Origin of the sequence: Aeromonas eucrenophila (assembly GCF_000819865.1) — a bacterium.
Lineage (GTDB): Bacteria > Pseudomonadota > Gammaproteobacteria > Enterobacterales > Aeromonadaceae > Aeromonas > Aeromonas eucrenophila.
Genome location: NZ_CDDF01000005.1, coordinates 893592 through 916752, shown reverse-complemented (window position 1 = coordinate 916752; position 23161 = coordinate 893592). Strand labels below are relative to the sequence as shown.

Genomic DNA, 23161 nt, shown 5'->3' with positions numbered 1-23161 from the left:
TGATGTAGATAAGATAACTAGCTGATATATCGTTGTTATTGCGCGTCGTTTTCAGCTAATGGAGGCACAGGCTTCCCTTGCCGACGGTAAAACTCAGTTACAAAGTCGTCTAATTTACCCTGCTCGATCGCGTCCCGCAAACCCTGCATGACACGCTGGTAATAACGCAGGTTATGAATGGTATTCAGACGGGCGCCGAGGATCTCGTTGCACTTGTCCAGATGGTACAGATAACTGCGGGTGTAATTCTTGCAGGTGTAGCAATCGCAGTCCGCGTCCAGGGTGCTGGTGTCCTCGCGATACTTGGCGTTGCGGATCTTGACCACACCGTCGGTGGTGAACAGATGGCCGTTGCGGGCGTTGCGGGTCGGCATCACGCAGTCGAACATGTCGATGCCGCGGCGCACCCCTTCCACCAGATCCTCCGGCTTGCCCACCCCCATCAGGTAGCGTGGCTTGTCGGCCGGGATCTTCGGGCAGACGTGCTCAAGGATGCGGTGCATGTCTTCCTTGGGCTCACCCACGGCGAGGCCACCGACCGCATAGCCGTCGAAACCGATCTCCAGCAGTCCGTTGAGGGAGACATCCCGCAGCTCTTCATAAACTGAGCCCTGGATGATGCCGAACAGGGCATTCTTGTTGCCCAGCGCATCGAACTTGTCGCGGGAACGCTTGCCCCAGCGCAGGGACATCTCCATGGACTTGCGCGCCTCTTCGTACGTGGCGGGGTACGGGGTGCACTCGTCGAAGATCATGACGATGTCGGAGCCCAGATCGTACTGGATCTCCATGGACTTCTCGGGGTCGAGGAAGATCTTCTCGCCGTTGATGGGGTGACGGAAGTGCACCCCGGCCTCGGTGATCTTGCGGATATGACCCAGGCTGAACACCTGGAAGCCGCCGGAATCGGTCAGGATCGGGCCCTGCCAGTTCATGAAGTCGTGCAGATCCCCGTGGGCGCGCATCACCGCCTGACCCGGCCGCAGCCAGAGGTGGAAGGTGTTGCCGAGCAGGATCTGGGCGCCGGTCTCACGGACCTCTTCCGGGGTCATCCCCTTGACGGTGCCGTAGGTGCCGACCGGCATGAAGGCCGGGGTTTGCACCACGCCACGCTCGAACACCAGCTGGCCGCGACGGGCACGGCCATCGGTGGTTTTCAGTTCAAATTTCATTGCTACCTCGATTCAGTCAGAGAAACAGTCTGACAACAGCGGGCCCGCGAGGGCCCCATATAAGAAGCTGCGCGCGATCTTACGCGAAGATCGTGAACAAGTTCTGAAGGGCGAGGCCTCAAGCCTCTGCCCGGCGACGGGTGATGAACATGGCATCCCCGTAGCTGAAGAAACGGTATTGCTCGGCCACCGCCGCCTGATAGGCCGCCATCACGTTATCGTAACCAGCGAAGGCGCTGATCAGCATGATCAGGGTCGACTCCGGCAGGTGGAAGTTGGTGACCATGGCATCGACGATCTGAAACTCGTAGCCCGGGAAGATGAAGATATCGGTGTCGCTGAAAAACGGCGCAAGGGGTTTGCCCTGGGCCAGGGTCACCTTGGCGGCGCTCTCGAGGGATCGCACCGAGGTGGTGCCCACCGCAATGACGCGGCCACCCCGGGCGCGGGTCGCAGCGATGGCATCCACCACCTCCTGCGGCACCTCGGCATACTCCGAGTGCATGTGGTGATCTTCAATCTTGTCCACCCGCACCGGCTGGAAGGTCCCCGCCCCCACGTGCAGGGTGACGAAAGCCAGCTCCACGCCCTTGGCCTTGATCCGCTCGAGCAGCGGCTCGTCGAAGTGCAGGCCGGCGGTCGGTGCCGCCACCGCACCCGGCTTCTGGTTGTAGACGGTCTGGTAGCGCTCCTTGTCGGCGTCCTCGTCGGGACGGTCGATATAGGGGGGCAGCGGCATGTGGCCGATGGCTTCCAGGATCTCCAGCACCGGGCGCGGGTCCAGGAAGTGGATCTCGAACAGGGCGTCGTGGCGGGCGCGCATCTCGGCCTCCACCCCCCCGTCCAGGATGAGGCGGGTGCCGGGCTTGGGCGACTTGGAGGAACGCACGTGAGCCAGCACGCTGTGCTCGTCCAGGATGCGCTCCACCAGCACCTCCAGCTTGCCGCCGCTGGCCTTCTGGCCAAACATGCGTGCCGGAATGACGCGGGTGTTGTTGAACACCAGCAGATCGCCGGGATTGAGCTGGTCCAGCACATCCACAAATTGACCGTGGCGCAGGGCGCCAGTTTGACCATCGAGCTGCAACAGACGACTGGCGGTACGTTCCGTCATGGGATAGCGGGCAATCAGCTCGTCTGGCAGATCAAAATGAAAATCGGATACTTGCATCTTTCACCTCGGGGGAATCGGCGGCTAGTCTAGTTATCCCCTCACGGCAAGGCAACCCAAAAGACCAAAAACCCAAGGCAGACAAGGGATAGCGGGCGTTTTTGTGAGCGCTAGGGTCTGTTGGCGTTTCGTCACGGCCGCGACGTCGTCAGTTTTTGCGCGGAGCTAGGCACGAGACATGACGTTTGGTCCCCCAAATGAATCGTCGAGTAACGACGTTACGCGCATAAACTGACCCGTCCCTGCGGGTTGCGCGGCAAATCACGCCATGCGTTGTTGCAGGGCTTGCCAAGGGATCACCATTGCCTGCGCCCCGCGCCTAGCCTGGTGTGATTTGTCACTGCAACGCGGCTTGCGCCGAAACGCCAACAGACCCTATGGGTTAATGGTTCTTTAACGATCTGTATTGACCCTGATCATGTTTCAGGGACGGGGGCTGGGCTAGGGTGAAGGCAGAGACACAAGGAGGCCCACCATGATGACCCTGTCTGAAATCATGACCGAACATCCCTTCACTTTGGGTCCGCAGAACAGCGTCAAGCAGGCGATGGATCTGATGCAACAAGAGCGGATCCGCCACATTCCCATCGTCGATGACCACCATCAACTGCTGGGGCTGGTCACCCTCTCCGACATCCTGGCCACCCGCGAATCCAAGCTGCTGCTCATCAACCCCGAGCGGGAAGCCGAGTTCACCGACAGCGTCCAGCTCGACGAGATCATGACCCGCCAGGTGGCGAGCGTGGATCCCCATGCCGGCATCAAGGAGGCGGCGCTCTATCTGCAACGCCACAAATACGGCTGCCTGCCGGTCTTGCGGGGCCGCAAACTGGTGGGCATAGTCACGGAGTCAGATTTCATCGCGGTAGCCATCAATCTGCTGGAGCTGATGGAAGAGCAGGAGCCCCTTTCGGATTTCTGATCGCCAAAAACTGTAATTAAATTACAATAAAAGCGTTTTCAGCGCATTTATACGGCACAAAAACTGAAACACTTTCATTTTGATTGAAAAATTACACCACAACCTTGCATTGTGATCTCCATCACACTATGATGCCCGTCATGCAATTATTGCCGAAGGGGAGATGAGGGATTGTGCACCCGATGTCTTCTCTTCATATGTCTGCAAGTTTGCACACCCCGTAGTGAGTCTTTGCTGTAAAGCATTTTTATATCGCCATTCCTTGTTTGATGACCCGGCCCTGTCTGTGCGATGGCGCCGGGATTTTTTTGTCCGTCTTCCGCCCTCCCCTAGGATCCTTCCTATTTCCCTGTTTTCATCTCATGGATAAAACAAGATCCCATCCGGGACTTGAAAATGTGACCTGCCGGACAGAAATTGAACTTCGACAATGAGTTATCTCTCAAGGCCTGAGATATTCATGTTAGGTACAGTTGTGATGGGCTATCTAATAAATAGATTTAAGTGATTCAAAATTGTGGCTTTGACCGATTAGCGAAAAGCCCTATGATGACCCCGTCGAAAGTTAAACGCCTGGTCCGGACCCACTTTTCACAACCGGACGGGCACATGTACATCACCAAGGAGCAAATACATGTCTACCTATATCAACACCGAAATCAAGCCGTTCAACGCTACCGCTTACCACGAAGGCAAATTCGTTCAGGTGTCTGACGCTGACCTGAAAGGCAAGTGGTCCGTGGTGTTCTTCTACCCGGCTGACTTCACCTTCGTTTGCCCGACCGAGCTGGGTGACCTGGCTGACAACTACGCTGCATTCAAGAAGCTGGGCGTCGAGATCTACGCCGTCTCTACCGACACCCACTTCACTCACAAGGCCTGGCACGACACTTCTGACACCATCAAGAAGATCCAGTACCCGATGATCGGCGACCCGACCGGTGCCATCACCCGCAACTTCGGCGTGATGATCGAAGAAGCTGGCCTGGCTGACCGCGGTACCTTCGTGATCGACCCGCAAGGCATCATCCAGATCGTTGAAATCAACGCTGGCGGCATCGGTCGTGACGCTCTGGAACTGCTGCGCAAGGTCAAGGCTGCCCAGTACGTTGCCTCCCACCCGGGTGAAGTCTGCCCGGCCAAGTGGAAAGAAGGCGAAGCCACTCTGGCCCCGTCCCTGGATCTGGTAGGCAAAATCTAAGCCTCCCTCCTCCAAGACCGGCCCATTCAAGGGCCGGTCTGCTTTCAGGCCCCGTATTGTCTGTATTCAGTGTTCTCTTTATCCAGTAATGCCGCCGACCCGCATTCAGCAAGAAGGAATTCGACCATGTTAGATACCAACCTCAAACAACAACTCAACGGTTACCTGCAGTACATCGTCAATCCCATCGAGATCAGCGTGTCCGGCAATGACAGCGACAAGTCAGCGGAACTGTTGGCCCTGGCCACAGAAATCAGCGACATGTCCCCCAAAATCGCCATGACCGATGGCCGTAACGCCCGCAAGCCTTCCATGAGCATCGCGCCCCAGGGTCAAGCCCCGCGCGTGCATTTTGCCGGCATCCCCATGGGTCATGAATTCACTTCTCTGGTACTCGCCCTGCTGCAAAGCGGCGGACACCCCTCCAAAGCCGATCCGGCCGTGCTGGAGCAGGTCAAGAACCTGAAGGGCGAGTTCCACTTCGAGACCTATATCTCTCTGTCCTGCCACAACTGCCCGGACGTGGTGCAGGCCCTGAACCTGATGGCGACCCTGAACCCCGGCATCACTCACACCATGATCGACGGTGCCCTGTTCCAGGATGAGGTCGCTGAGCGTCAGATCATGGCCGTGCCGAACGTTTATATGAACGGTCAGCCGTTCAGCCAGGGCCGTATCTCCCTGGAAGAGATCGTCGCCAAGCTCGATACCGGCGCCGCTGAGCGCAAAGCCGCCGAGCTCAGCGAGAAAGCCCCCTACGACGTGCTGGTGGTCGGTGGTGGCCCGGCTGGCGCCGCCGCTGCCATCTATGCCGCCCGTAAAGGCATTCGCACCGCCATCGTCGCCGAGCGCTTCGGTGGTCAGGTGATGGACACCGTCGGCATCGAAAACTTCATCTCCGTGCCCTACACCGAGGGCCCGAAGCTGGCCGCGAGCCTGGAGCAGCACGTCAAGCAGTACGGCGTGGAAGTGATCACCGAGCAGCGTGCCGCCGCCATCAGCAAGGATGGTTACGTGAACGTGGCGCTCGCCTCAGGCGCAACCTTGAAGAGCCGTGCCGTGATCCTGGCCACCGGTGCCCGCTGGCGCGATCTGAACGTACCGGGTGAGGTGGAATACCGCACCAAGGGCGTGGCCTACTGCCCGCACTGCGACGGTCCCTTCTTCAAGGGCAAGCGCGTGGCGGTGATCGGTGGCGGTAACTCCGGTATCGAAGCAGCCATCGACCTGGCTGGTATCGTCGAGCACGTCACCGTGGTGGAGTTTGCCGATACCCTGCGTGCCGACGACGTGCTGCAGAAGAAGGCCCGCTCCATGGGCAATATCGACATCATCATGAGCGCCCGCACCACCGAAGTCATCGGTGACGGCAGCAAGGTGGTGGGCATGGATTACGAAGATCGCACCACGGGTGAGATCAAGCACCTGGCGGTCGCCGGCATCTTCGTGCAGATCGGTCTGGTGCCGAACACCGAGTTCCTCAAGGGGAGCGACGTGGCCCTGACCCGCTTTGGCGAGATCGAGATCGACACCAAGGGTGCCACCTCCCTGCCCGGCGTCTACGCAGCAGGAGATGCTACTACTGTGCCGTTCAAGCAGATCATCATCTCCATGGGGGCCGGTGCCACCGCGGCACTGGGGGCCTTTGATTACCTCATCCGCAATGCCGCGCCGGAAGAGAGTGCCGTCAAGGGCGAGGCAGTGACCGCCTGATAGGCTCATCGCTCAACAAGAAGCCGACTCCCTGGAGTCGGCTTTTTCATATGCGTCGCCCGGTACTGGCCACACCCCGCTGCCCGAGCGCTATCCTTGATAGGCATCCACCACATTGGGATCTGAACATGAAAACCATACTCTTGCTGGCCGGTCTGCTGTTCGCCGGTAGCGCACTGGCCTTCCACTGCCCCATGGACATGAAGAAAATTGACGATGCCCTGGCCGCCGGCCCCGTCATCAGTGCCGAGAAGCTGGCCGAGGTGAAACAGCTGAGGGCCGAAGGGGAAACCCTGCACAAGGAGGGCAAGCATCAGGAATCCGTCGATACCCTGGCCAAGGCCATGACCCTGCTTGGCATCGACAAGGGTTGACGCCCCGAGATCGACCGCATCACCATGCAAAGCCCCCGCCCGTTGGCGAGGGCTTTTTTGTGGCAACAAGCCATGGCTCACCCCTCAAAGACAGCCCCTAGACCCGACCGCTATAAACCAGGGTGCAATAGTTGAAGGGGATCCGGCCATCGACCGCATAACGCGCGAACTCGCGGCGGATCAGCGCAGTCAGTTGCTCATAGGCCGGCGTGCCGATGGCGGGTGCATAGGAAGAGGAGTTGAGCCGCCCCAGCACACCGTCGAGATCGAACAGCTGGCGGTTCTCGAAGCGATCGAGGCGATACTCCCCCTCGAAGAAGGCCTGAAAGTCGGCGTCGCCGAGATTGCGATGATTGACCTCCTCATAGTCCCCCGAATGGGCCCGCAGCCCCGCCTCATAGGCCTCGAGAAACGGGGTGTCCATCAGCCTGTCGTTCCAGATGAGCGCGACCCGTCCACCCGGCTTCAACAGGCGGCGACACTCGGCCTTGAAGGCGGCTCTGTCGAACCAGTGAAAGGCCTGGGCGACGGTGACCAGATCCAGCGCCCCCGTCGGCACCCCGGTCTGCTCAGCGCTGCCGCTCAGCCAGTGGATATGATCGACCCCCGTCAGCAACCGCTCGGCGGCGCCACGCATCTCCGCATTGGGCTCCACCGCCCACAGCTGGCCCACCCGAGGGGCAAGCAAGGCGGTCAGAATGCCGGTGCCCGCCCCTATATCGGCGACCACGGCATGGGGGCCCATGCCGAGCTGCCTGACCAGAAAGTCCAGCATGGCGGTCGGGTATCCGGGTCGGTATTTCACATAGGCCTCAACCCGGGCCGAAAATCGCTGGGTACTGTCCATCCCTCACTCCTTTTGAAACTTGAGCTGAATTCGAGCTGTCTATACCAACCTTATCAATAGACAGTGCGAGGAGCAGCCCCTTACACTGTGACCGCCATCACATCATTCGGGAATCCATCTTGCGTGGGATTGTAAAACTACTGATTTTGCTGACTTTACTGACCCTTCGGTGCGCACAGGCCGAGGTGCCGGCACCCTATGCCCTGCGCCTCGATCCCGGCCAGCAAGCATGGCTGCGCGAGAAGCAGACCCTGGTGGTCGGCATGCCCGCCTCAGACTGGGCGCCTTACAGTTTCTACTCGGGCAAGGATCACTATCAGGGTCTGTTACACGACTACCTGCAGGCCGTCAGCCAGCGGCTCGGACTCAGCCTCCGCTACCGCGCCTATCCCACCTTCAACGATGCCCAGCTCGCCTTGCGCAGCGGCGAGGTGGATGCCCTGGCCGGCGTGGCGATGACCCCCCAACGCCAGACCTGGATGCATTTCACCGCGCCGCTCATCGAGATCCCCCGTGCCGTGCTGCTCGGCAAGCCCAAAGATCCCCCCAGCCTGGCTCAGGCCGCGCAGATGCAGTGGGTCTGCGAGCGCGGCTACGACAGCTGTGATCTGCTCGAGCACCTCGGTTTCAAGAAGATCAAGCGGGTGGACGTCAACACCGAGGCCCTGTTCATGGTCAAATACGGGCTGGCGGATGCCTATCTCTCCGATCGCCCCTACCTGGAGAGCAGCCTCCCCAACCAGAGCCTCAAGGCCAGCGCTCTGGTCGAGGTTCCCTGGATAGCACCCGCCCAGCTGGCCCTGACAACGGCTGCCACCAACGAGCGGCTGGGGAAATTGCTGAGCCTGGCGGTGGATAGCCTCACCCCCCAGGACAAGCACGCGCTCATCCAACTGGCCGATGCCTATAACAAGCCACAGAAAAAGAGCGGGGAGTCCAGCCTGTTCACCCCAGAGGAATCGGCCTGGATCGCCGCGCACCCGGAGGTGAGCTTCGCCCCGGGCCCCTGGGTCGGCCTCGGCCAGGTAGACAAGAGCGGCCACTTCAGCGGCCTGGTGGCGGACTTGCTGACCCTGATCGAGCGGCGCAGCGGGCTGCGCTTCAAACTGCACCCCACCCACGGGCAAAACTCCCTGGTGATGGTTGAAGAGGGCAAGCTGGCGCTGGCCCCCACCGTGGTCAACCTGCCAGAGCGGCGCCAGCACCTGCTCTTCACCTCCGATTATCTGACCCTGAAACGCCTGCTCGTCTCCAACAATGAACGAGGGGAGATCAGCTCACTCAAGGAGCTGAAGGGAGCCAGGGTAGCGGCGAGCAACGCCTCGGCCGACATCGCCATCATCAGCGCCTGGCAAGCCGAACCCGTGCCCTTTTTCTCCTTCGATGAACAACTGACCGCCCTCGCCACGGGCAAGGTGGACTACATCCTCACCAGTGAGGGCATCAACGAGCAACTCTTGCGCCATGAGTCAGATCTGAAGCTTCACATCGCCTACCGCGGCAACGAGCTGGATGTGCCCATGGCGATGGCGGTGACCAAGGACAACCCCATGCTGGCCAGCATCCTCAACAAGGCCCTGGGCTCTGTCAGCCCGCAGGAGATGCAACTGCTGCAGGACAAGTGGTTCACCCTGAAGATCGAGACCGGCATCAACCGCACCCAGTTGCTGCGCGTCGTGTCCGGGATGATGGGCGGCATACTGCTGGTGGCGCTGCTGGGCTACCTGTGGAACCGCTCCTTGAGCCGCGAGGTACGCCAGCGCCAGCGGGCCGAGGCGCAGCTCTCACACCAGTTGCAGCTGATGGAGACCCTGCTCGACACCCTGCCCAACATGGTGGTGCTCACCAACGAACGCCTGGAGATCGCCATCACCAACCGGGCATACCGCCAGTTCTACCTCGGTGGCGCAGACACCTACGGAGATTACGCGGCGCTGCTCACCGATGTACTGCCCTTTGAGGTCATACTGCGGATCCAGGAACAAGATGCCTGGGTGTGGGAAAACGGGGAGGACCTCCACTTTCAGGAAGCCTGGCAAGCCGATGGCAACGAGCGTCTCATCACCTATCACAAGCGGCTGTTTCGGGGGCTGGACGGGGAAAAGGCGGGGATCCTTACCGTCCTCACCGACACCACCGAACAATTGCATGCCCAGGCCCGCGCCCAGGAGGCCGAGGCTCGGCTGGCGAGGCTCACCGACAGCATTCCCGGTTTCGTGTTCCAGTTCCAATATCTGGGCGAGGGTCAGGGGCACTTCCAGTATGTCAGCGCCGGCTATCAGGAAATGGATCTGCGCACCAGTGAGGAACTGCTCACCAATCAGTACCACGATCTGTTCCCCCATCTGGACGCGCAACTGCGCTCCCTGCTGCTCACCGAGCTGGAGCGCCAGATCAATGAAGAGAACCGGGTCGATCTCAGCTTCCCGTCCCGTCTCGTGAACGGTCGGGCACGTACCCTGCAGGTGCGTGGCAATGTCATACGCCAACCCGATGGCCAGGCCGTGCTGTACGGTATGGTGCAGGACATCACGGCGCTGAAGGCCCAGCAGCGGGCGCTCGAGGAGGCGCGCCAGAAGGCCGAGGCGGCGACCCAGGCCCGGGATAGGTTCCTGGCCACCATGAGTCACGAGCTGCGCACCCCCATCGCCGGCATGCACGGCATGCTGGAGCTGCTGCGGCTGGGTCAGCTCAGCGAGGATCAGCACTATCTGGTGCGCAACGTGGTCAGCTCAGCCAACAACCTGCTCTATCTGGTCAACGATATCCTCGACTACTCCAAGATGGAGGCCGGTCAACTGCACCTGGATCCGCGGCCGGTGCGCCTGGCCGAGGTGCTGTGCGCCGTGGTGCGCAGCAACGTGGCCACCCGCGCGCCAGAAGGGGTTGCAGGTCCAGCTGCAGTGGGATCCGGCCCTGCCGGATCGGGTCGAGATCGATCCCAACCGGCTGGAGCAGATCTTCTCCAACCTGCTGCACAACGCCATCAAGTTCACCGAACGGGGCAACGTCATCATCACCCTGGCCTATCGGGATCAGCGACTGTGGCTGCGGGTGGAGGACACCGGCATCGGCATCCCTCCCGAGCGGCTGTCCCGCCTCTTCAATCCCTTCGAGCAGGGCGAGACCAGCATCAGCCGCCGCTTCGGGGGATCCGGGCTGGGGCTGGCCATCAGCCGCAATCTGGCCGAGCGGATGGGGGGCCAGCTCAGCCTAGAGAGTGATCCCGGCCAGGGCACCCGGGCCATATTGTCGCTGCCACTGCCCGAGCCACACTGGGAAGGGAAGCCGCTGGCGGGCACTTGCTGGCAGGTGTCGGCGTCCCTGCACTATGGGGCCACCCTGCTGCGCAGCTTCGGGGCCGAGGTGCGGCTTTGTGAGCGAGGCGGCGCCCTCGCCCCAGGGCTGCTGCTGCTCGACGAGACCGATCTGCACCGACTCTGCCCGCCACAAAGTCTGAACAAGGGAACCGCGTTCGATGCGCCCGAGCTGCAAGCTCATCGCATCATCTTCCTGTCCGAGCAGGAGAGCCTGCGCACCAGCCTGCATCAGCGCCACTGCTTGCGTCTTGGCAGCCAGCCTCTCTACCCCGATCTGCTGCTGGAGAGCTGCCTAGAGCTGACAGCGCCACAGGGCAGCGAGTCGCGAGTCGCCCCCTCCATCCAGCGGCTAAGAGGCCGGGTGCTGGTCGCCGAGGATCACCCCGTCAACCGTGCCCTGCTGCAACGTCAACTCGGCCTGCTTGGCGTGGAGTTCAGGCTCTGCGAAAACGGGCGCCTGGCGCTGGATGCCTGGCAGAAGGAACACTTCGATCTGCTGCTCACCGACTGCCACATGCCCGATCTCGATGGCTACCGCCTGACGGCGGCCCTGCGTGAGCTGGGGGTGACGGCGCCCATCATAGGCGTGACTGCGGATGCCTCCAGGATGGTGAGTCGCCAGAGCGACCGGGCCGGCATGACCCAGATGCTCTACAAGCCCTACAGTCTGGAGGATCTCGGCCGGATACTGGGAGAGTATCTGATGCCGGCGCCCGAGCTTGCCTCGGGAGTGCCGGCTGGCAGCGCCATGAGGGAGCGCTGGATAGCCCTGTTTGGTGGCGAGACCGTGGCCCGCACCCTGGCGGCCGAATATGTGAACAGCAACGGTATCGATCTGGCGCGCCTGCAGGACTCGCTACCCGGACTGGAATGGGATCGCCTGTTCAATGCGGCCCACAGCATCATGGGGGCGGCCCAGATGACAGGCGAGCACGAACTGGCCGAGCTGGCACAGGCCGTGGAGAGCTGCTGCAAACAGCAGCAAGCGGTGCCATTGGCCGAGCTGGTGCGCCAACTGCAAGAGAGAATACAGGCGATCGGCAGCGAGATAGGAGCATGGCTCGATGAACAGACCCTCCACTGACATTTCCCTTCTGGTGGTGGAAGACAACACCTTTCAGCGCAAGGCGCTGATGCACCAGATCCAGGCCCTGGGTTATCGGGTACCGCTGGAGGCCGCGGATGGCGAGGCGGCGCTGGCCCTGTGCCGACAGCAGCAGGTGGATATCCTGCTCTGCGATCTGCGCATGCCCGGCATGGACGGCATGGCGCTGCTGCGCCGTCTCTCCCTGAGCGGGTTTCGCGGCGGCATCATACTGGTGAGCGCCCTCGAGGAGGACGTGGTCGAGGCGGTGCGGCGCATGAGCGACGCCTATGGCCTGCGGGTACTCGGCCGGCTGGATAAACCAGCCAGCCAGGGGCGGCTCACCGAGCTGCTCGCCAGCTGGGTACCGGATGACAACCTGCAGCAGGCGGGGACAGGCCCGCTCATCGAGGTCGCCGAACTGGCCAGGGCGCTGGAAAATCAGGGAGAAATCGTGCCCTGGTATCAGCCCAAGGTGAGCCTCGCCACCGGCGAGTTGCTGGGGGTGGAGGCGCTGGCCCGCTGGCTGCACCCGACCCTTGGCATGATAGCGCCCGCGCGCTTCATCCCCCTGGCCGAGGAGTGCGGCCTCATCGGTCCCCTGACCGAACGCCTCATCGAGCAGTGCCTGCGGGATCTGGAGAGCTGGCAGACAGCCGGCTCGACCATCAGGTTGTCGATGAACCTCTCCAGCGTCAGCCTGGTCGAGGGAGATCTGTGCGATCGCCTGATCACGCTGTGCGAGTCGAGGCGGATCGCACCCGAGCTCATCACCCTGGAGGTGACAGAAAGCGCCTTCATCAAGGATCTCGGCCAATCCCTCGAGCGGTTGAGCCGGCTGCGGATGCACGGCTTTGGCCTCTCCATCGATGACTTTGGCACCGGCTACTCCTCGATGCAGCAACTCAACCAGCTGCCCTTCACCGAACTCAAGCTGGATCGCAGCTTCGTCGATCGCTGCCATGAGGATCCGGTGCGGCTCGCCATCATAGAGTCGACCCTGACCCTGGTGCACAAAATAGGCCTCAAGTCGGTCGCCGAGGGGGTCGAAGACAAGGGCACCTGGGATCAGCTGGCTCGCCTTGGCTGCGACGAGTGTCAGGGCTATTACGTGGGGCACCCCATGCCCCGCGATCAGCTGGCCCAGTGGCACAGCCGCTGGCGGGCCACCGGCCCTGTCCAGCGGGCATAACGCCAACCAGCAAGACGCCGATCCTCTGATCGGCGTTTTTATTGCCGGGCATAGGCGCTGTCACAACCGCCACCCGCTGCCAGCACCTCGCCAAACCACCAGCCAACGCCAGGCTGCCGCTACACTCAAACCTTGGGCAAGCCCCTCAGAGCGGGCGCCGATGACAATACTGAGAGCCTGACGGGAGGGCCCATGTCGACATTCAGATGCCTATTACCCCTCATTCCCCTGCTGCTCGGCGGCTGCGGCCCCGAGCTGGTCGGCACCGCGGCCACCACGGGAAAGCTCCAGGCCGAGCAGGCCCGGCAAGCCAAGGCACAGCTGGATCAATTCAAGCTGGAGTTGAGCGCCGCCATGCAAACCACCGACGCCACGGGCTCAGCGCCCCTCGGCGTGGGCCTCACGTCTGACTGACGCACCACAGGAGCATCTTGATGAGAAGACTCATCGTCTCGGCCTTCGTCTCCCTCGATGGCATCATGCAGGCCCCCGGCGGGCCAGCAGAAGATCCCACCGGTGGCTTTGCCCTCGGCGGCTGGATGGTCGGCTACGCAGACCCCGGCATGGACATCTCGAGCGCGGGGTTTGACGGAAAGGATCGCGAGCTGGTACTCGGGCGCCGGACCTATCAGATCTTCGAGGCCTACTGGCCTTATCAGCCCGTTGATCACCCGATCGCCAGGACCCTCAATGCGGCCAGGAAGCATGTCGCCTCGCGCACCCTGATGAGGCTTGATTGGCACAATTCGAGCCTGCTGCAGGGGGATGTCGTCGCGGCCATCGCTGCGCTCAAGGCTCAGCCCGGCCCCGATCTGCAGACAATTGGCAGCGGTCAGCTGATCCAGACGCTCCAGGCCGCGTCCCTGATCGACGAATACAACCTGTGGACCTTCCCCCTGCTGCTTGGGCGAGGCAAACGCCTGTTCGGCGAGCGCGCCAGCCCCTCGGCACTGCGGCTCGTCCGCTCCCAGGTATCAACCACCGGCGTGGTGATGAGCACCTATGTGCCTGACGGCCACATCCAGCCCGGTACCTTCCCGGGTAACGAACCGAGCGAGAGGGAGCTGGCAAGGCGCCAACGGATGGCCGATGGCAGTTGGTGATCTGAAACTCCCCGTACGCGCGCTTTGACGACGGTGCAAGACGGTTTCACAACGGAGACATTGAGATGATACAAGCAGCGAAGAACAGGATTTGCCTCTGGTACGACCATGATGCCGAAGAGGCGGCGCGGTTTTATGCCAGCACTTTCCCCGACTCATCCGTCGGCGCCCTCTATCGCGCCCCGGCAGACTACCCGTCGGGCAAACAGGGGGATCTGCTGACGGTCGAATTCACCCTGATGGGGATCCCCTGCCTCGGGCTCAACGGCGGGCCCGGGGTCAAGCACAGCTGGGCGTTCTCGTTTCAGATAGCCACGCAAGATCAGGCCGAGACGGATCGCTACTGGCACGCCATCATCGACAACGGCGGTCAGGCGAGCGAATGTGGCTGGTGCCAGGACAAGTGGGGCCTCTCCTGGCAGATCACCCCCCTCGCCCTGACCCAGGCGATTGCCAACCCCGATCCCGCCGCCGCCAGACGCGCGTTCGAGGCCATGATGCAGATGAGCAAGATCGACATCGCAACCATAGAGGCGGCACGGCGAGGCTGAAACCTCTATCGTCTTTGTATGTCCTATGCACTGACCACGCACTCGGCAAAAATGCAAAGCCCCCGTCAATTGACGGGGGCTTTTTTCTGGCGTGAAGCTCAACAACAGACAGCTACCCGCACATGAACCTGCATATCGGCAGATGACCGACATGATCACAGGACATCTCCTTTCCCCCTCCCCTTCATAACGGCAAAGGCCTGTCTTGCACAACGCTCTTCATGACGAGGGTAGAGGTGAGGCGCTGGACGCTGGGCAGGGCCGACAACTGCTCATCATACAAGCGCTGGAAGGCGGGAAGATCCCGGGTAATGACGTTCAGGAGGTAATCGGGATCGCCAAACAGCCGCTGCGCTTGGATGACCTGAGGGATCTCCATGACAGCGTGCTCGAATGAGGCGACGGCCTGACGGTCACCCTCTCTCAGGGTGACAAACACGATGGCGGAAAAGTTCAGACCCAGATTGGCGGGATCGAGCTGTGCGCGATACCCCCTGATCACCCCTGTCTCTTCGAGGACTCGCACCCGCCGGTGACAGGGAGAGACGCTGAGCCCAATCCGCTCGGCCAACTCGGTGACGGAAAGACGCCCGTCTGACTGGAGCTCGGCAAGGATCTTGCGATCAGCTTTATCCATTTGGAAGATATTCCCTATATATCGAGACTTAACGCAAAGATTAGACAGCACATTCTAATCACTCAGGGATATTCTTTTCAATCGTAGGGTGATGGCGGCAATTTCAACCTCACCAATCAAGCCGAAACAGGAGAGGCAAAGGATGGAACAAGAGCGACTCGGCAGCACCCTTGATCGGGTTGCCATGACGGGGGATCAGGGGGCATGCCTGCACCGGCAGAGCATACACAACAAGCCAGGGTGCCCACCGACTGAATCGGCCAAGAGCACAGGAGTAGACGGCTCACGCCTGGCAGTTGTTTCATCTTTGCGAAAGGCCAGATTATCATGACACCAGCACTCTTTGCCGCCTTCTGGGCTGTCTCCATCCTGTTCGTGATAACGCCCGGGGTGGATTGGGCCTATGCCATCTCAGCCGGCATGCGAGGCCGGGTCGTGCTCCCCGCAGTGACCGGATTACTGCTCGGCCACCTGATGGCCATCCTGATCGTGGCTGCCGGAGTTGGCGCTCTGGTGGCCAGCCACCCGGTGGCACTCACTTTGATCACCCTCATGGGGACGGCCTACTTGCTCTGGCTTGGCATCCAGCTGCTCATTCACCCGGCCACGCCAGCTGCCAACCAAGATCAGGGGCCGGAGGCATGGCATCGCTGGACCCTCAAGGGTGTCTGCGTGAGTGGCCTCAATCCCAAAGTCTTCCTGCTGTTCCTGGCCCTGCTGCCCCAGTTCACCGATCCGGCCGCAGCCTGGTCGGTGCCGGTGCAGATGATGGCACTGGGCTGGGTACATATCATCAGCTGCGGTATCGTCTACCTGCTAGTAGGCTATGGTGCCCAGGCCATACTGACAACCCGCCCGCGGGCGGCCCTCAGGGTTAGCCAGTTGTCCGGCGCGGCCATGATTATTATCGCCGCACTCCTGTTCGCAGACAGGGTGATTACCTGAATGTCATCCCAACCCTATGAGTATCCTCATGATGAGTGAACAATCTTCTCCTTACGGTCAAGGCGCCACCCCCGGTATGGCCATCTCGCGCATCCGGATCCCGCATCTTCAGCAGATGAAGGTGCTTGGCCAGAAGTGGGCCATGCTGACCGCGTATGACATGTACACCGCCGCCATTTTTGAAGAGGCAGGGATCCCGGTATTGCTGGTGGGGGATTCCGCCGCCAACAACGTCTACGGCCACGAAACATCGCTCCCGGTCACTGTGGACGAACTGATCCCGCTGGTACGGGCCGTGACCCGCGCCACCCGCCGCCCTTTGGTGATCGCGGATCTCCCCTTTGGCTCTTATCAAGGCTCGGCCGAGCAGTGTTTCCACACTGCGGTTCGATTCATGAAGGAAGGCGGTGCTCATGCCGTGAAACTCGAAGGCGACAAGCAGATGCTGCCCCAGGTGGAAAAACTGGTGAGCGCGGGGATCCCTGTCATGGCCCACATAGGCTTCACCCCGCAAGCGGAGCATCAGCTCGGTGGCTACCGTGTGCAGGGACGGGGCGAGGATGCCCAGCGGCTGGTCGATACAGCCCTCGCCTTCGAAGCCGCCGGTGCCTTTGCCCTGCTCATCGAGATGGTACCGGCCGAGGTTGCCGAGAAAATCACGGCAGCCGTCGCCATCCCTACCGTGGGCATAGGCGCCGGTGTCCACTGCGATGCTCAGGTGCTGGTCTGGCAAGATATGGCAGGATTGCGAACCGGGCGCCTGCCACGATTCGTCAAGCAGTACGCCGACATGCACACCCTGCTGCACCAGGCGGCATGCAACTACGCTGCCGATGTCGAGGCGGGATCCTTCCCCACCTCCGAGCACAGCTTCTGACGCAAAAGACCGGCTGGAAACCACTGGTCACTGAAGCATGATCCAAACCGAGCTCTAAAGAACGGAGGCTTTTACACAGGGCTTATGGCTTATTCATCCTCCTAGGCCGAGACGGAGCGCTACTGGCACGCCATCATCGACAGCGGAGTCCAGGCGCGGCGAGGCTGAAACCGCCCTCGCAACCATAAGAAAGGCCTTGCTGATGCAAGGCCTGCTGGTTGTCCACTCGAGAACCTGAGCTCATCTCTTCGTTCAGAGCGCCCGATAGAGACGGTTTCTGCCGTCTTCCTTGGCACGGTACAGCGCCTGATCGACCACCTCCAGCAGTGTCTCTACGCTGCGCCCGTCGGCGGCGCCGATGCCGGCGCTGAAGGTCACGGTGAGATCATCTTCCCGCAACTGCAATTCGCTGACCCCGAGCCGCCACCGCTCTATCTGCCATTCGGCGTCCTCCAGCGTGCCCTGCTCGAAGATGACCGCCAGCTATTCCCCCCCATAACGGCACAGGGTGGCCGAGGAGCCCAGCAGCTCCTGGTCCAGGGCCGAGACCCGACGCAGCACCTTGTCCCCGACCGCATGACTATGGGTGTCGTTGATGGACTTGAACCTGTCCAGATCGATCAGTGCAAATACGAAGGGGGACTCCTGTGCCTGCAAGCGGGCCAGGGTCTCATCCAGATAACGCCGGTTATGCAGGCCGGTCAGGCTGTCCTGACGTGACCGGTTATAGGTCTGCAGCATCTGATCCGACACCAGATTCAGCTCTGTCCGCAACTCGGCCATCTCGGGCAGATTCGGCAGCACCAGACCCTTCAGATCCTTCTCCGAGCTGAAGCGCAGCAGGCGGTTCATCTGGGTCAGGGTACTGATCACCCCCTTCAGCCGGGAGCGGAATAAGACAGCGGTGATGATGAAGAGTCCGCTCGAAAGCACCAGCAGCAGTATGGCAATGATACTGATCTGCAGGGCGATGTTGTCCCGCTTGCACAGCCCCTCTTCGCCATAGCCCCCCCTCGCAGCGTCACTGTTAGCGCTGGTAACGACGCCACCAGACGAAGGGCAGCATCAGCAGCATCAGCCAGAACGCGCTGCCACCGCCATCCTCGCTGACCTCGAAGTCTTCGGGCGTGTTGCCCTCGTAATCCTTCTCGACCGGCACCAGCCTGACGCTGACGACAGTCGCGTTGATGCGCTCGTTGAGATCGCTCTCGCTGCTGTAGCGATTGGCCGTGGCGGCGACGGTGCCGTCGCTGCTGATGCCGACGGCATTGACGATGTGATAATAGAAGCCGTTTTGCTGGCACAGCTTCTCGCCATCGTCGTCCAGCCCGCAGATAAGGTCGTTGATGTACCAGTTATTGCCGGTCGGGGCATCGAGCAGGAAGGCCTCCTGCAGGCGATTGGCAGCGCCATCGACGACGTTGTCATCCTGGCCACGGGCATCCCGCCAGCCCACCACCATGTCGTGGTCGTTGATCGCCGCCGCCTCGGAGCCGGCACCGACGATGGGATCGTCTTGCAGGGGAACGACGGCAGTCACCTCGGGGGTGGCCAGGTTGAAGACAAACATCTCCACCGGGCGATTTTCCCCCTTCGCGGTTGCCCGGCGCTGGTTACCTATCACGTAGCCATTCTCATTGATGCCGACCGCCCAGGAGTGGCGCAGATCGCCGCCAGGCTCCCCGGCGGGCAGCGGAATGACGGTGGTCTCGTGCACCTTGCCGGTCCCCTCCAGATCCAGTTGCCAGTAGGTCGCGAGGTTACGCCCCCGCAGGGCCACCTGTTCCTCATTTCCTGTGACTACTGTGCTGTAACCCACGCCAAACCAGTCTCTGCCATCGAATACCTCGGCGACGTCCAGAACGGAAGCCGTCTGCAGCGCCTCGCTCTGGTTGTCGCCGGAGGCATACTGTTCGGGCAGCAGCAATTCCTTGAGGCTGCCGTCATTTTTCAACCACCAGAAGCTGGCCTGGGTATCGACCCCCGGGCAATAGCGGTATTCGCTGAGTTCCCTGAATGCGTTCTCGTCCTCCGCCTTGTCATCGAGTCCGGCGAAACAAAATTCATAGGGCTCGTCATCCACGCTGTGCGCTTTGTTTCGGCCCGTGGCCGAGGTGCCAAACACCAGGAACTCATCGTCATCCAGCCGCTTGATGCCGGTCGCCACGCTCAGACTATGGGGTTCATGGTTCTCATCGCTGGCCTCATCGAAGAGGAAAACGGGGGCACCGTTGTCGATGACGGCAAAGGCGGTGCGCAGCTTCATGCCCGTCACCTTGCCCGAGGTCTTTTCCTGGATCTGGTAGCCCACCCGCGTGGATGCGGTTTCGCCCAGTGCGGTGATCAGGCCATCGGACTCGCTACCGCCCTCGCCCCCCACGTTGCTGCGCTGATCGATGTCATCCAGAAAGTCGGTGCGCCATTGATGTGCAAAGCCGGGCTCAGTCTCCCCCCAGAAGGCGTCACAGGCGTTGCCCGAGAGCATGCACTCGTCATCAAACCGGAACCGGTCGACCAGGAAGTCGGCAAAGCGTACCGTGGAGAAGTAGTCGGCCTGGTTGTTTCTGGTGTTGATCCCGACGAGCTGGCTGCCATCCTCGCTGATCCCGGTGGCATAACCCTGGGTCTCATCATCGACGATGGTGAAGAAAGGAGACTGTGACGCCTGCGCGAGGGGGCTGACAGCCACCAGGATGGCGAGCATGGATAATGGCTTTTTCATCGACTTACTAACGTCCTGTTTGTTCAATGCGTTCCCAATCCTCCTTGCTGGGCACAGCATCTGTCAGTCTATCCGGCCGCTCTGACCGGCGTTGCTTGAGTGCGTTACGGGTGGATTACCTCGCATGCACTACCACCAAGCGAGCATAATTACTCATCTATCAATATCCGTCAAATAACCATCAGATAAAGGCTTTTTACGTATCCACCGGGTTCGGTATATGAGCCCATCGGCAGCCATCGCACCAGCACCATGGGTGTGATCCATCCTTACAGTATCGTCCGATGGCAAACAAAAAAGGCCTTGCTGATGCAAGGCCTTCGCGTTTTTTGCTCGATTATCCGTGGTAGGTCGCCCCTATCAGTCGGCGTAGTCCTCGGTCGGGATGCAGGAGCAGAACAGGTTGCGGTCCCCGTACACGTCGTCGATGCGATTGACCGAGGGCCACAGCTTGCTGGCGCGCACGGCGTCGGACGGGAACACAGCCTCGGCACGGCTGTAGCCACGAACCCACTGCTCGTCCATCACGTCGTCCTGGGTGTGGGGCGCATGCACCAGCGGGTTGTCGGTCAAGCTCCAGTGGCCGTCCTGCACCTTGGCGATCTCGGCACGGATACGGGTCATGGCCTCGACGAAGCGATCCAGCTCGCGCTTGGATTCGGATTCGGTCGGCTCAACCATCAGGGTGCCCGCCACCGGGAAGCTCATGGTCGGCGCGTGGAAGCCGTAGTCCATCAGCCGCTTGGCCACGTCCATCTCGCTGATGCCGGAGGCTTCCTTGAGGGGACGAATGTCCAGGATGCACTCGTGGGCGACGCGGTTGTTACGACCTGTGTAGAGCACGGGGAAGGATTCCCCCAGCTTCTTGGCCAGGTAGTTGGCGTTGAGGATGGCCACCTGAGTGGATTTCTTCAGCCCCTCGTCACCCAGCATGGCGATGTACATCCAGCTGATGGGCAGTATGCTGGCCGAACCGAACGGGGCCGCCGACACGGCGCCGTTGTTGCGGCTCTCCTTGTCGGTCTTGACCACGGCGTGACCGGCCACGAACGGGGCCAGATGCTGCTTGACGCCGATGGGGCCCATGCCAGGACCGCCACCACCATGGGGAATGGCGAAGGTCTTGTGCAGGTTGAGGTGAGAGACGTCCGCACCGATGAAGCCCGGTGCCGTCAGCCCCACTTGGGCGTTCATGTTGGCGCCATCCAGATACACCTGACCACCGTGCTGGTGCACTATGTCGCACACCTCCTTGATGGTCTCCTCGTACACCCCGTGGGTGGAGGGATAGGTCACCATCAGGCAGGAGAGCTGATCCCCCACCTCGGCGGCCTTGGCGCGCAGGTCGTCGAGATCCACGTTACCGAACTTGTCGCAGGCGGTGACGATGACCTTGAGACCCGCCATCTGGGCGGAAGCCGGGTTGGTGCCGTGGGCGGAGGCCGGGATCAGGCAGACATCGCGATGCCCCTCGCCGCGGGACTCGTGGTACTTCTTGATGGCCAGCAGGCCCGCGTACTCACCCTGAGCGCCGGAGTTCGGCTGCATGCAGACGGCGTCATAACCGGTCACCTTCACCAGCCAGTCTTCCAGATCTGCCAGCAACAGCTGGTAGCCCTGGGTCTGGGCCAGCGGGGCGAAGGGGTGCAACTTGCCAAACTCGGGCCAGGTCACCGGGATCATCTCGGCGGTGGCGTTGAGCTTCATGGTGCAGGAGCCGAGCGAAATCATGGCGTAGTTCAGGGCCAGGTCTTTCGCCTCGAGACGGTGGATGTAGCGCAACATCTCGGTCTCGGAGTGGTACTTGTTGAACACCTCGTGGGTCAGCACGGCATCGGTGCGCAGCAGATCCTGCGGGATGGCGTGGTGCGCCTGTGCCTTGGCATCCAGGGCAGCCACGTCCAGGCCATGACCCAGGCCAAGGAAGAGATCAAACAGTTCGGCCACATCCTCGCGGGTGGTGGTTTCGGAGAGGGAGACGCCCACGGCGCCGTCCAGATCCGAGCGCAGGTTGATGCCATGGGTCTCGGCCTTCGCAACCAGCCCGGATTTGCCCTCGGTCAGTACAGTGATGGTATCGAACCAGCTGTCGTGCTTGAGGGCCACGCCCTTGGCTTTGAGACCCAGCGCCAGGATGCTGGTCAGACGATGGACGCGGGACGCTATGGTTTCCAGACCCACAGGGCCGTGGTAGACGGCGTAGAAACTCGCCATGTTGGCCAGCAGCACCTGGGCGGTACAGATATTGGAGTTCGCCTTCTCGCGGCGGATGTGCTGCTCACGGGTCTGCATCGCCATGCGCAGGGCGGGCTTGCCACGGGCATCCTTGGAGACGCCTATGATGCGGCCCGGCATGGAGCGCTTGTAGGCGTCGCGGGTGGCGAAGAAGGCGGCGTGGGGGCCACCGTAACCCATGGGCACGCCGAAGCGCTGGGCGGAGCCAAACACCACGTCCGCGCCCAGTTCACCGGGGGATTTGAGCAGCAGCAGCGACAGCATGTCGGCGCCGACACAAGCCAGCCCCTTCTGGGCCTGGACCGCGGCGATCAGGGCCCGCAGATCGCTGACGTTGCCGGTGGTGCCTGGGTATTGGAACATGGCACCGAACACCTCCTCGCTCACCGCATCGGCGGTGGGGCCGACGGCCACTTCGAAGCCGAAGTGCACCGCCCGCTCCTTGACCACGTCGATCACCTGAGGATGCACGTCGTCGGCCACGAAGAAGAGGTTGGACTTGGATTTCGCCATGCGCTTGGCAAGCGCCATGGCCTCGGCGGCGGCGGTGGCCTCATCCAGCAGGGAGGCGCTGGCGAGATCCATCCCGGTCAAATCCAGGGTCAACTGCTGGAAGTTCAGCAGCGCCTCGAGACGGCCCTGGGCCAACTCGGGTTGATAAGGGGTGTAGGCTGTGTACCAGCCCGGGTTTTCAAGCACGTTGCGCAAGATGACGTGGGGCACGTGGGTGTCGTGATAACCCATGCCGATGTAGCTCTTGGCGATCCGGTTCTGGGCGGCATAGCCTCTGAGCTTGGCCAGGGCCTCCACTTCGGTCATGGGGGCACCGATGCCGAGGGGGCCAGGGCGGCGGATGGCGGCAGGCACCGTCTGATCGATGAGATCGTCCAGGCTCTCGGCGCCGACTTCCGCCAGCAGGGCGCGCAGCTCTTCCTCACCCGGGCCTATGTGGCGGCGGATGAAATCGGTTTTTTGTTCGAGTTCAAACAGTGACTGAGTCATTTCCCTGATTTCCTGGTAAATAAGTCCTGATAAAAATTTCTGAGCCGGCCTGGGCCGTCTCCACTCATGTTCTGTGTCGCTGGCACGCTGTGC

At 61.5% G+C, this 23161-nt stretch carries 17 protein-coding genes and 2 pseudogenes; 12 read left to right on the top strand and 7 right to left on the bottom strand.

The window, feature by feature from the left end; all coding sequences use genetic code 11:
- Positions 1–35 precede the first annotated feature (35 nt).
- Complete coding sequence (gene tgt / locus BN1124_RS08030; RefSeq protein ID WP_042640688.1) at positions 36–1172, bottom strand: tRNA guanosine(34) transglycosylase Tgt; 1137 nt, start codon at positions 1170–1172, stop codon at positions 36–38.
- A 118-nt stretch (positions 1173–1290) separates the two neighbouring features.
- Positions 1291–2343, bottom strand: coding sequence for a tRNA preQ1(34) S-adenosylmethionine ribosyltransferase-isomerase QueA (gene queA / locus BN1124_RS08025; protein ID WP_042640686.1), 1053 nt, complete (start codon positions 2341–2343; stop codon positions 1291–1293).
- Between the two features lie 475 nt (positions 2344–2818).
- Here queA and BN1124_RS08020 point away from each other — a divergent pair, with 475 nt between their 5' ends.
- The 4 genes from BN1124_RS08020 to BN1124_RS08005 all read left to right on the top strand — a co-directional run bounded on the left by BN1124_RS08020 (position 2819) and on the right by BN1124_RS08005 (position 6553).
- Positions 2819–3265 (top strand): CBS domain-containing protein, encoded by a 447-nt coding sequence (locus tag BN1124_RS08020; RefSeq protein ID WP_042640684.1) that lies wholly within the window; start codon positions 2819–2821, stop codon positions 3263–3265.
- 634 nt (positions 3266–3899) lie between these two features.
- Positions 3900–4466: an alkyl hydroperoxide reductase subunit C gene (gene ahpC / locus BN1124_RS08015; RefSeq protein WP_042640682.1), complete on the top strand. Its 567-nt coding sequence runs from the start codon at positions 3900–3902 to the stop codon at positions 4464–4466.
- 126 nt (positions 4467–4592) lie between these two features.
- On the top strand, positions 4593–6179 hold the full coding sequence (ahpF, locus tag BN1124_RS08010) for an alkyl hydroperoxide reductase subunit F (protein ID WP_042640680.1): 1587 nt from the start codon (positions 4593–4595) through the stop codon (positions 6177–6179).
- 128 nt (positions 6180–6307) lie between these two features.
- Positions 6308–6553, top strand: a complete 246-nt coding sequence (locus tag BN1124_RS08005; RefSeq protein ID WP_042640678.1) for a hypothetical protein — start codon at positions 6308–6310, stop codon at positions 6551–6553.
- A 97-nt stretch (positions 6554–6650) separates the two neighbouring features.
- On the opposite strand, the gene BN1124_RS08000 is transcribed toward BN1124_RS08005, so the two are convergent.
- Entirely contained in the window at positions 6651–7400 is a 750-nt protein-coding gene (locus BN1124_RS08000) for a class I SAM-dependent methyltransferase (RefSeq protein ID WP_042640677.1), read from the bottom strand.
- Between the two features lie 263 nt (positions 7401–7663).
- On the opposite strand from BN1124_RS08000, the pseudogene BN1124_RS21665 reads away from it, so the two are divergent.
- The 6 genes and pseudogenes from BN1124_RS21665 to BN1124_RS07975 form a co-directional block, all read left to right on the top strand.
- Positions 7664–10183 (top strand): annotated as a pseudogene (locus tag BN1124_RS21665) (transporter substrate-binding domain-containing protein); the annotation flags it as partial.
- Positions 10184–10286: 103 nt separating this feature from the next.
- Positions 10287–11804, top strand: coding sequence for a hybrid sensor histidine kinase/response regulator (locus BN1124_RS20820; RefSeq protein WP_156128143.1), 1518 nt, complete (start codon positions 10287–10289; stop codon positions 11802–11804).
- Positions 11785–12996: an EAL domain-containing response regulator gene (locus BN1124_RS07990; RefSeq protein ID WP_042640674.1), complete on the top strand. Its 1212-nt coding sequence runs from the start codon at positions 11785–11787 to the stop codon at positions 12994–12996. Before BN1124_RS20820 ends, BN1124_RS07990 begins: the two co-directional genes overlap by 20 nt.
- Positions 12997–13188: 192 nt before the next feature.
- Positions 13189–13410 (top strand): hypothetical protein, encoded by a 222-nt coding sequence (locus BN1124_RS07985; RefSeq protein WP_042640672.1) that lies wholly within the window; start codon positions 13189–13191, stop codon positions 13408–13410.
- Between the two features lie 20 nt (positions 13411–13430).
- Positions 13431–14099: a dihydrofolate reductase family protein gene (locus tag BN1124_RS07980; RefSeq protein WP_042640670.1), complete on the top strand. Its 669-nt coding sequence runs from the start codon at positions 13431–13433 to the stop codon at positions 14097–14099.
- A 65-nt stretch (positions 14100–14164) separates the two neighbouring features.
- Positions 14165–14650 (top strand): VOC family protein, encoded by a 486-nt coding sequence (locus BN1124_RS07975; protein WP_042640668.1) that lies wholly within the window; start codon positions 14165–14167, stop codon positions 14648–14650.
- Between the two features lie 184 nt (positions 14651–14834).
- On the opposite strand, the gene BN1124_RS07970 is transcribed toward BN1124_RS07975, so the two are convergent.
- The gene (locus tag BN1124_RS07970; RefSeq protein ID WP_042640666.1) at positions 14835–15287 is read right to left on the bottom strand and encodes an Lrp/AsnC family transcriptional regulator; all 453 of its coding nucleotides are present in this window, start codon (positions 15285–15287) and stop codon (positions 14835–14837) included.
- A gap of 327 nt (positions 15288–15614) precedes the next feature.
- Here BN1124_RS07970 and BN1124_RS07965 point away from each other — a divergent pair, with 327 nt between their 5' ends.
- Both BN1124_RS07965 and panB read left to right on the top strand, forming a co-directional pair.
- The gene (locus BN1124_RS07965; protein ID WP_042640664.1) at positions 15615–16232 is read left to right on the top strand and encodes a LysE family translocator; all 618 of its coding nucleotides are present in this window, start codon (positions 15615–15617) and stop codon (positions 16230–16232) included.
- A 28-nt stretch (positions 16233–16260) separates the two neighbouring features.
- Positions 16261–17109, top strand: a complete 849-nt coding sequence (gene panB / locus BN1124_RS07960; RefSeq protein ID WP_197066189.1) for a 3-methyl-2-oxobutanoate hydroxymethyltransferase — start codon at positions 16261–16263, stop codon at positions 17107–17109.
- A gap of 252 nt (positions 17110–17361) precedes the next feature.
- Here panB and BN1124_RS21660 read toward each other — a convergent pair.
- The 3 genes and pseudogenes from BN1124_RS21660 to gcvP form a co-directional block, all read right to left on the bottom strand.
- Positions 17362–17850, bottom strand: a pseudogene (locus BN1124_RS21660) (GGDEF domain-containing protein).
- 286 nt (positions 17851–18136) lie between these two features.
- Entirely contained in the window at positions 18137–19831 is a 1695-nt protein-coding gene (locus BN1124_RS07950) for a DUF3466 family protein (protein ID WP_042640662.1), read from the bottom strand.
- Positions 19832–20191: 360 nt separating this feature from the next.
- Positions 20192–23068, bottom strand: coding sequence for an aminomethyl-transferring glycine dehydrogenase (gcvP, locus tag BN1124_RS07945; protein ID WP_042640661.1), 2877 nt, complete (start codon positions 23066–23068; stop codon positions 20192–20194).
- Positions 23069–23161: the final 93 nt, after the last annotated feature.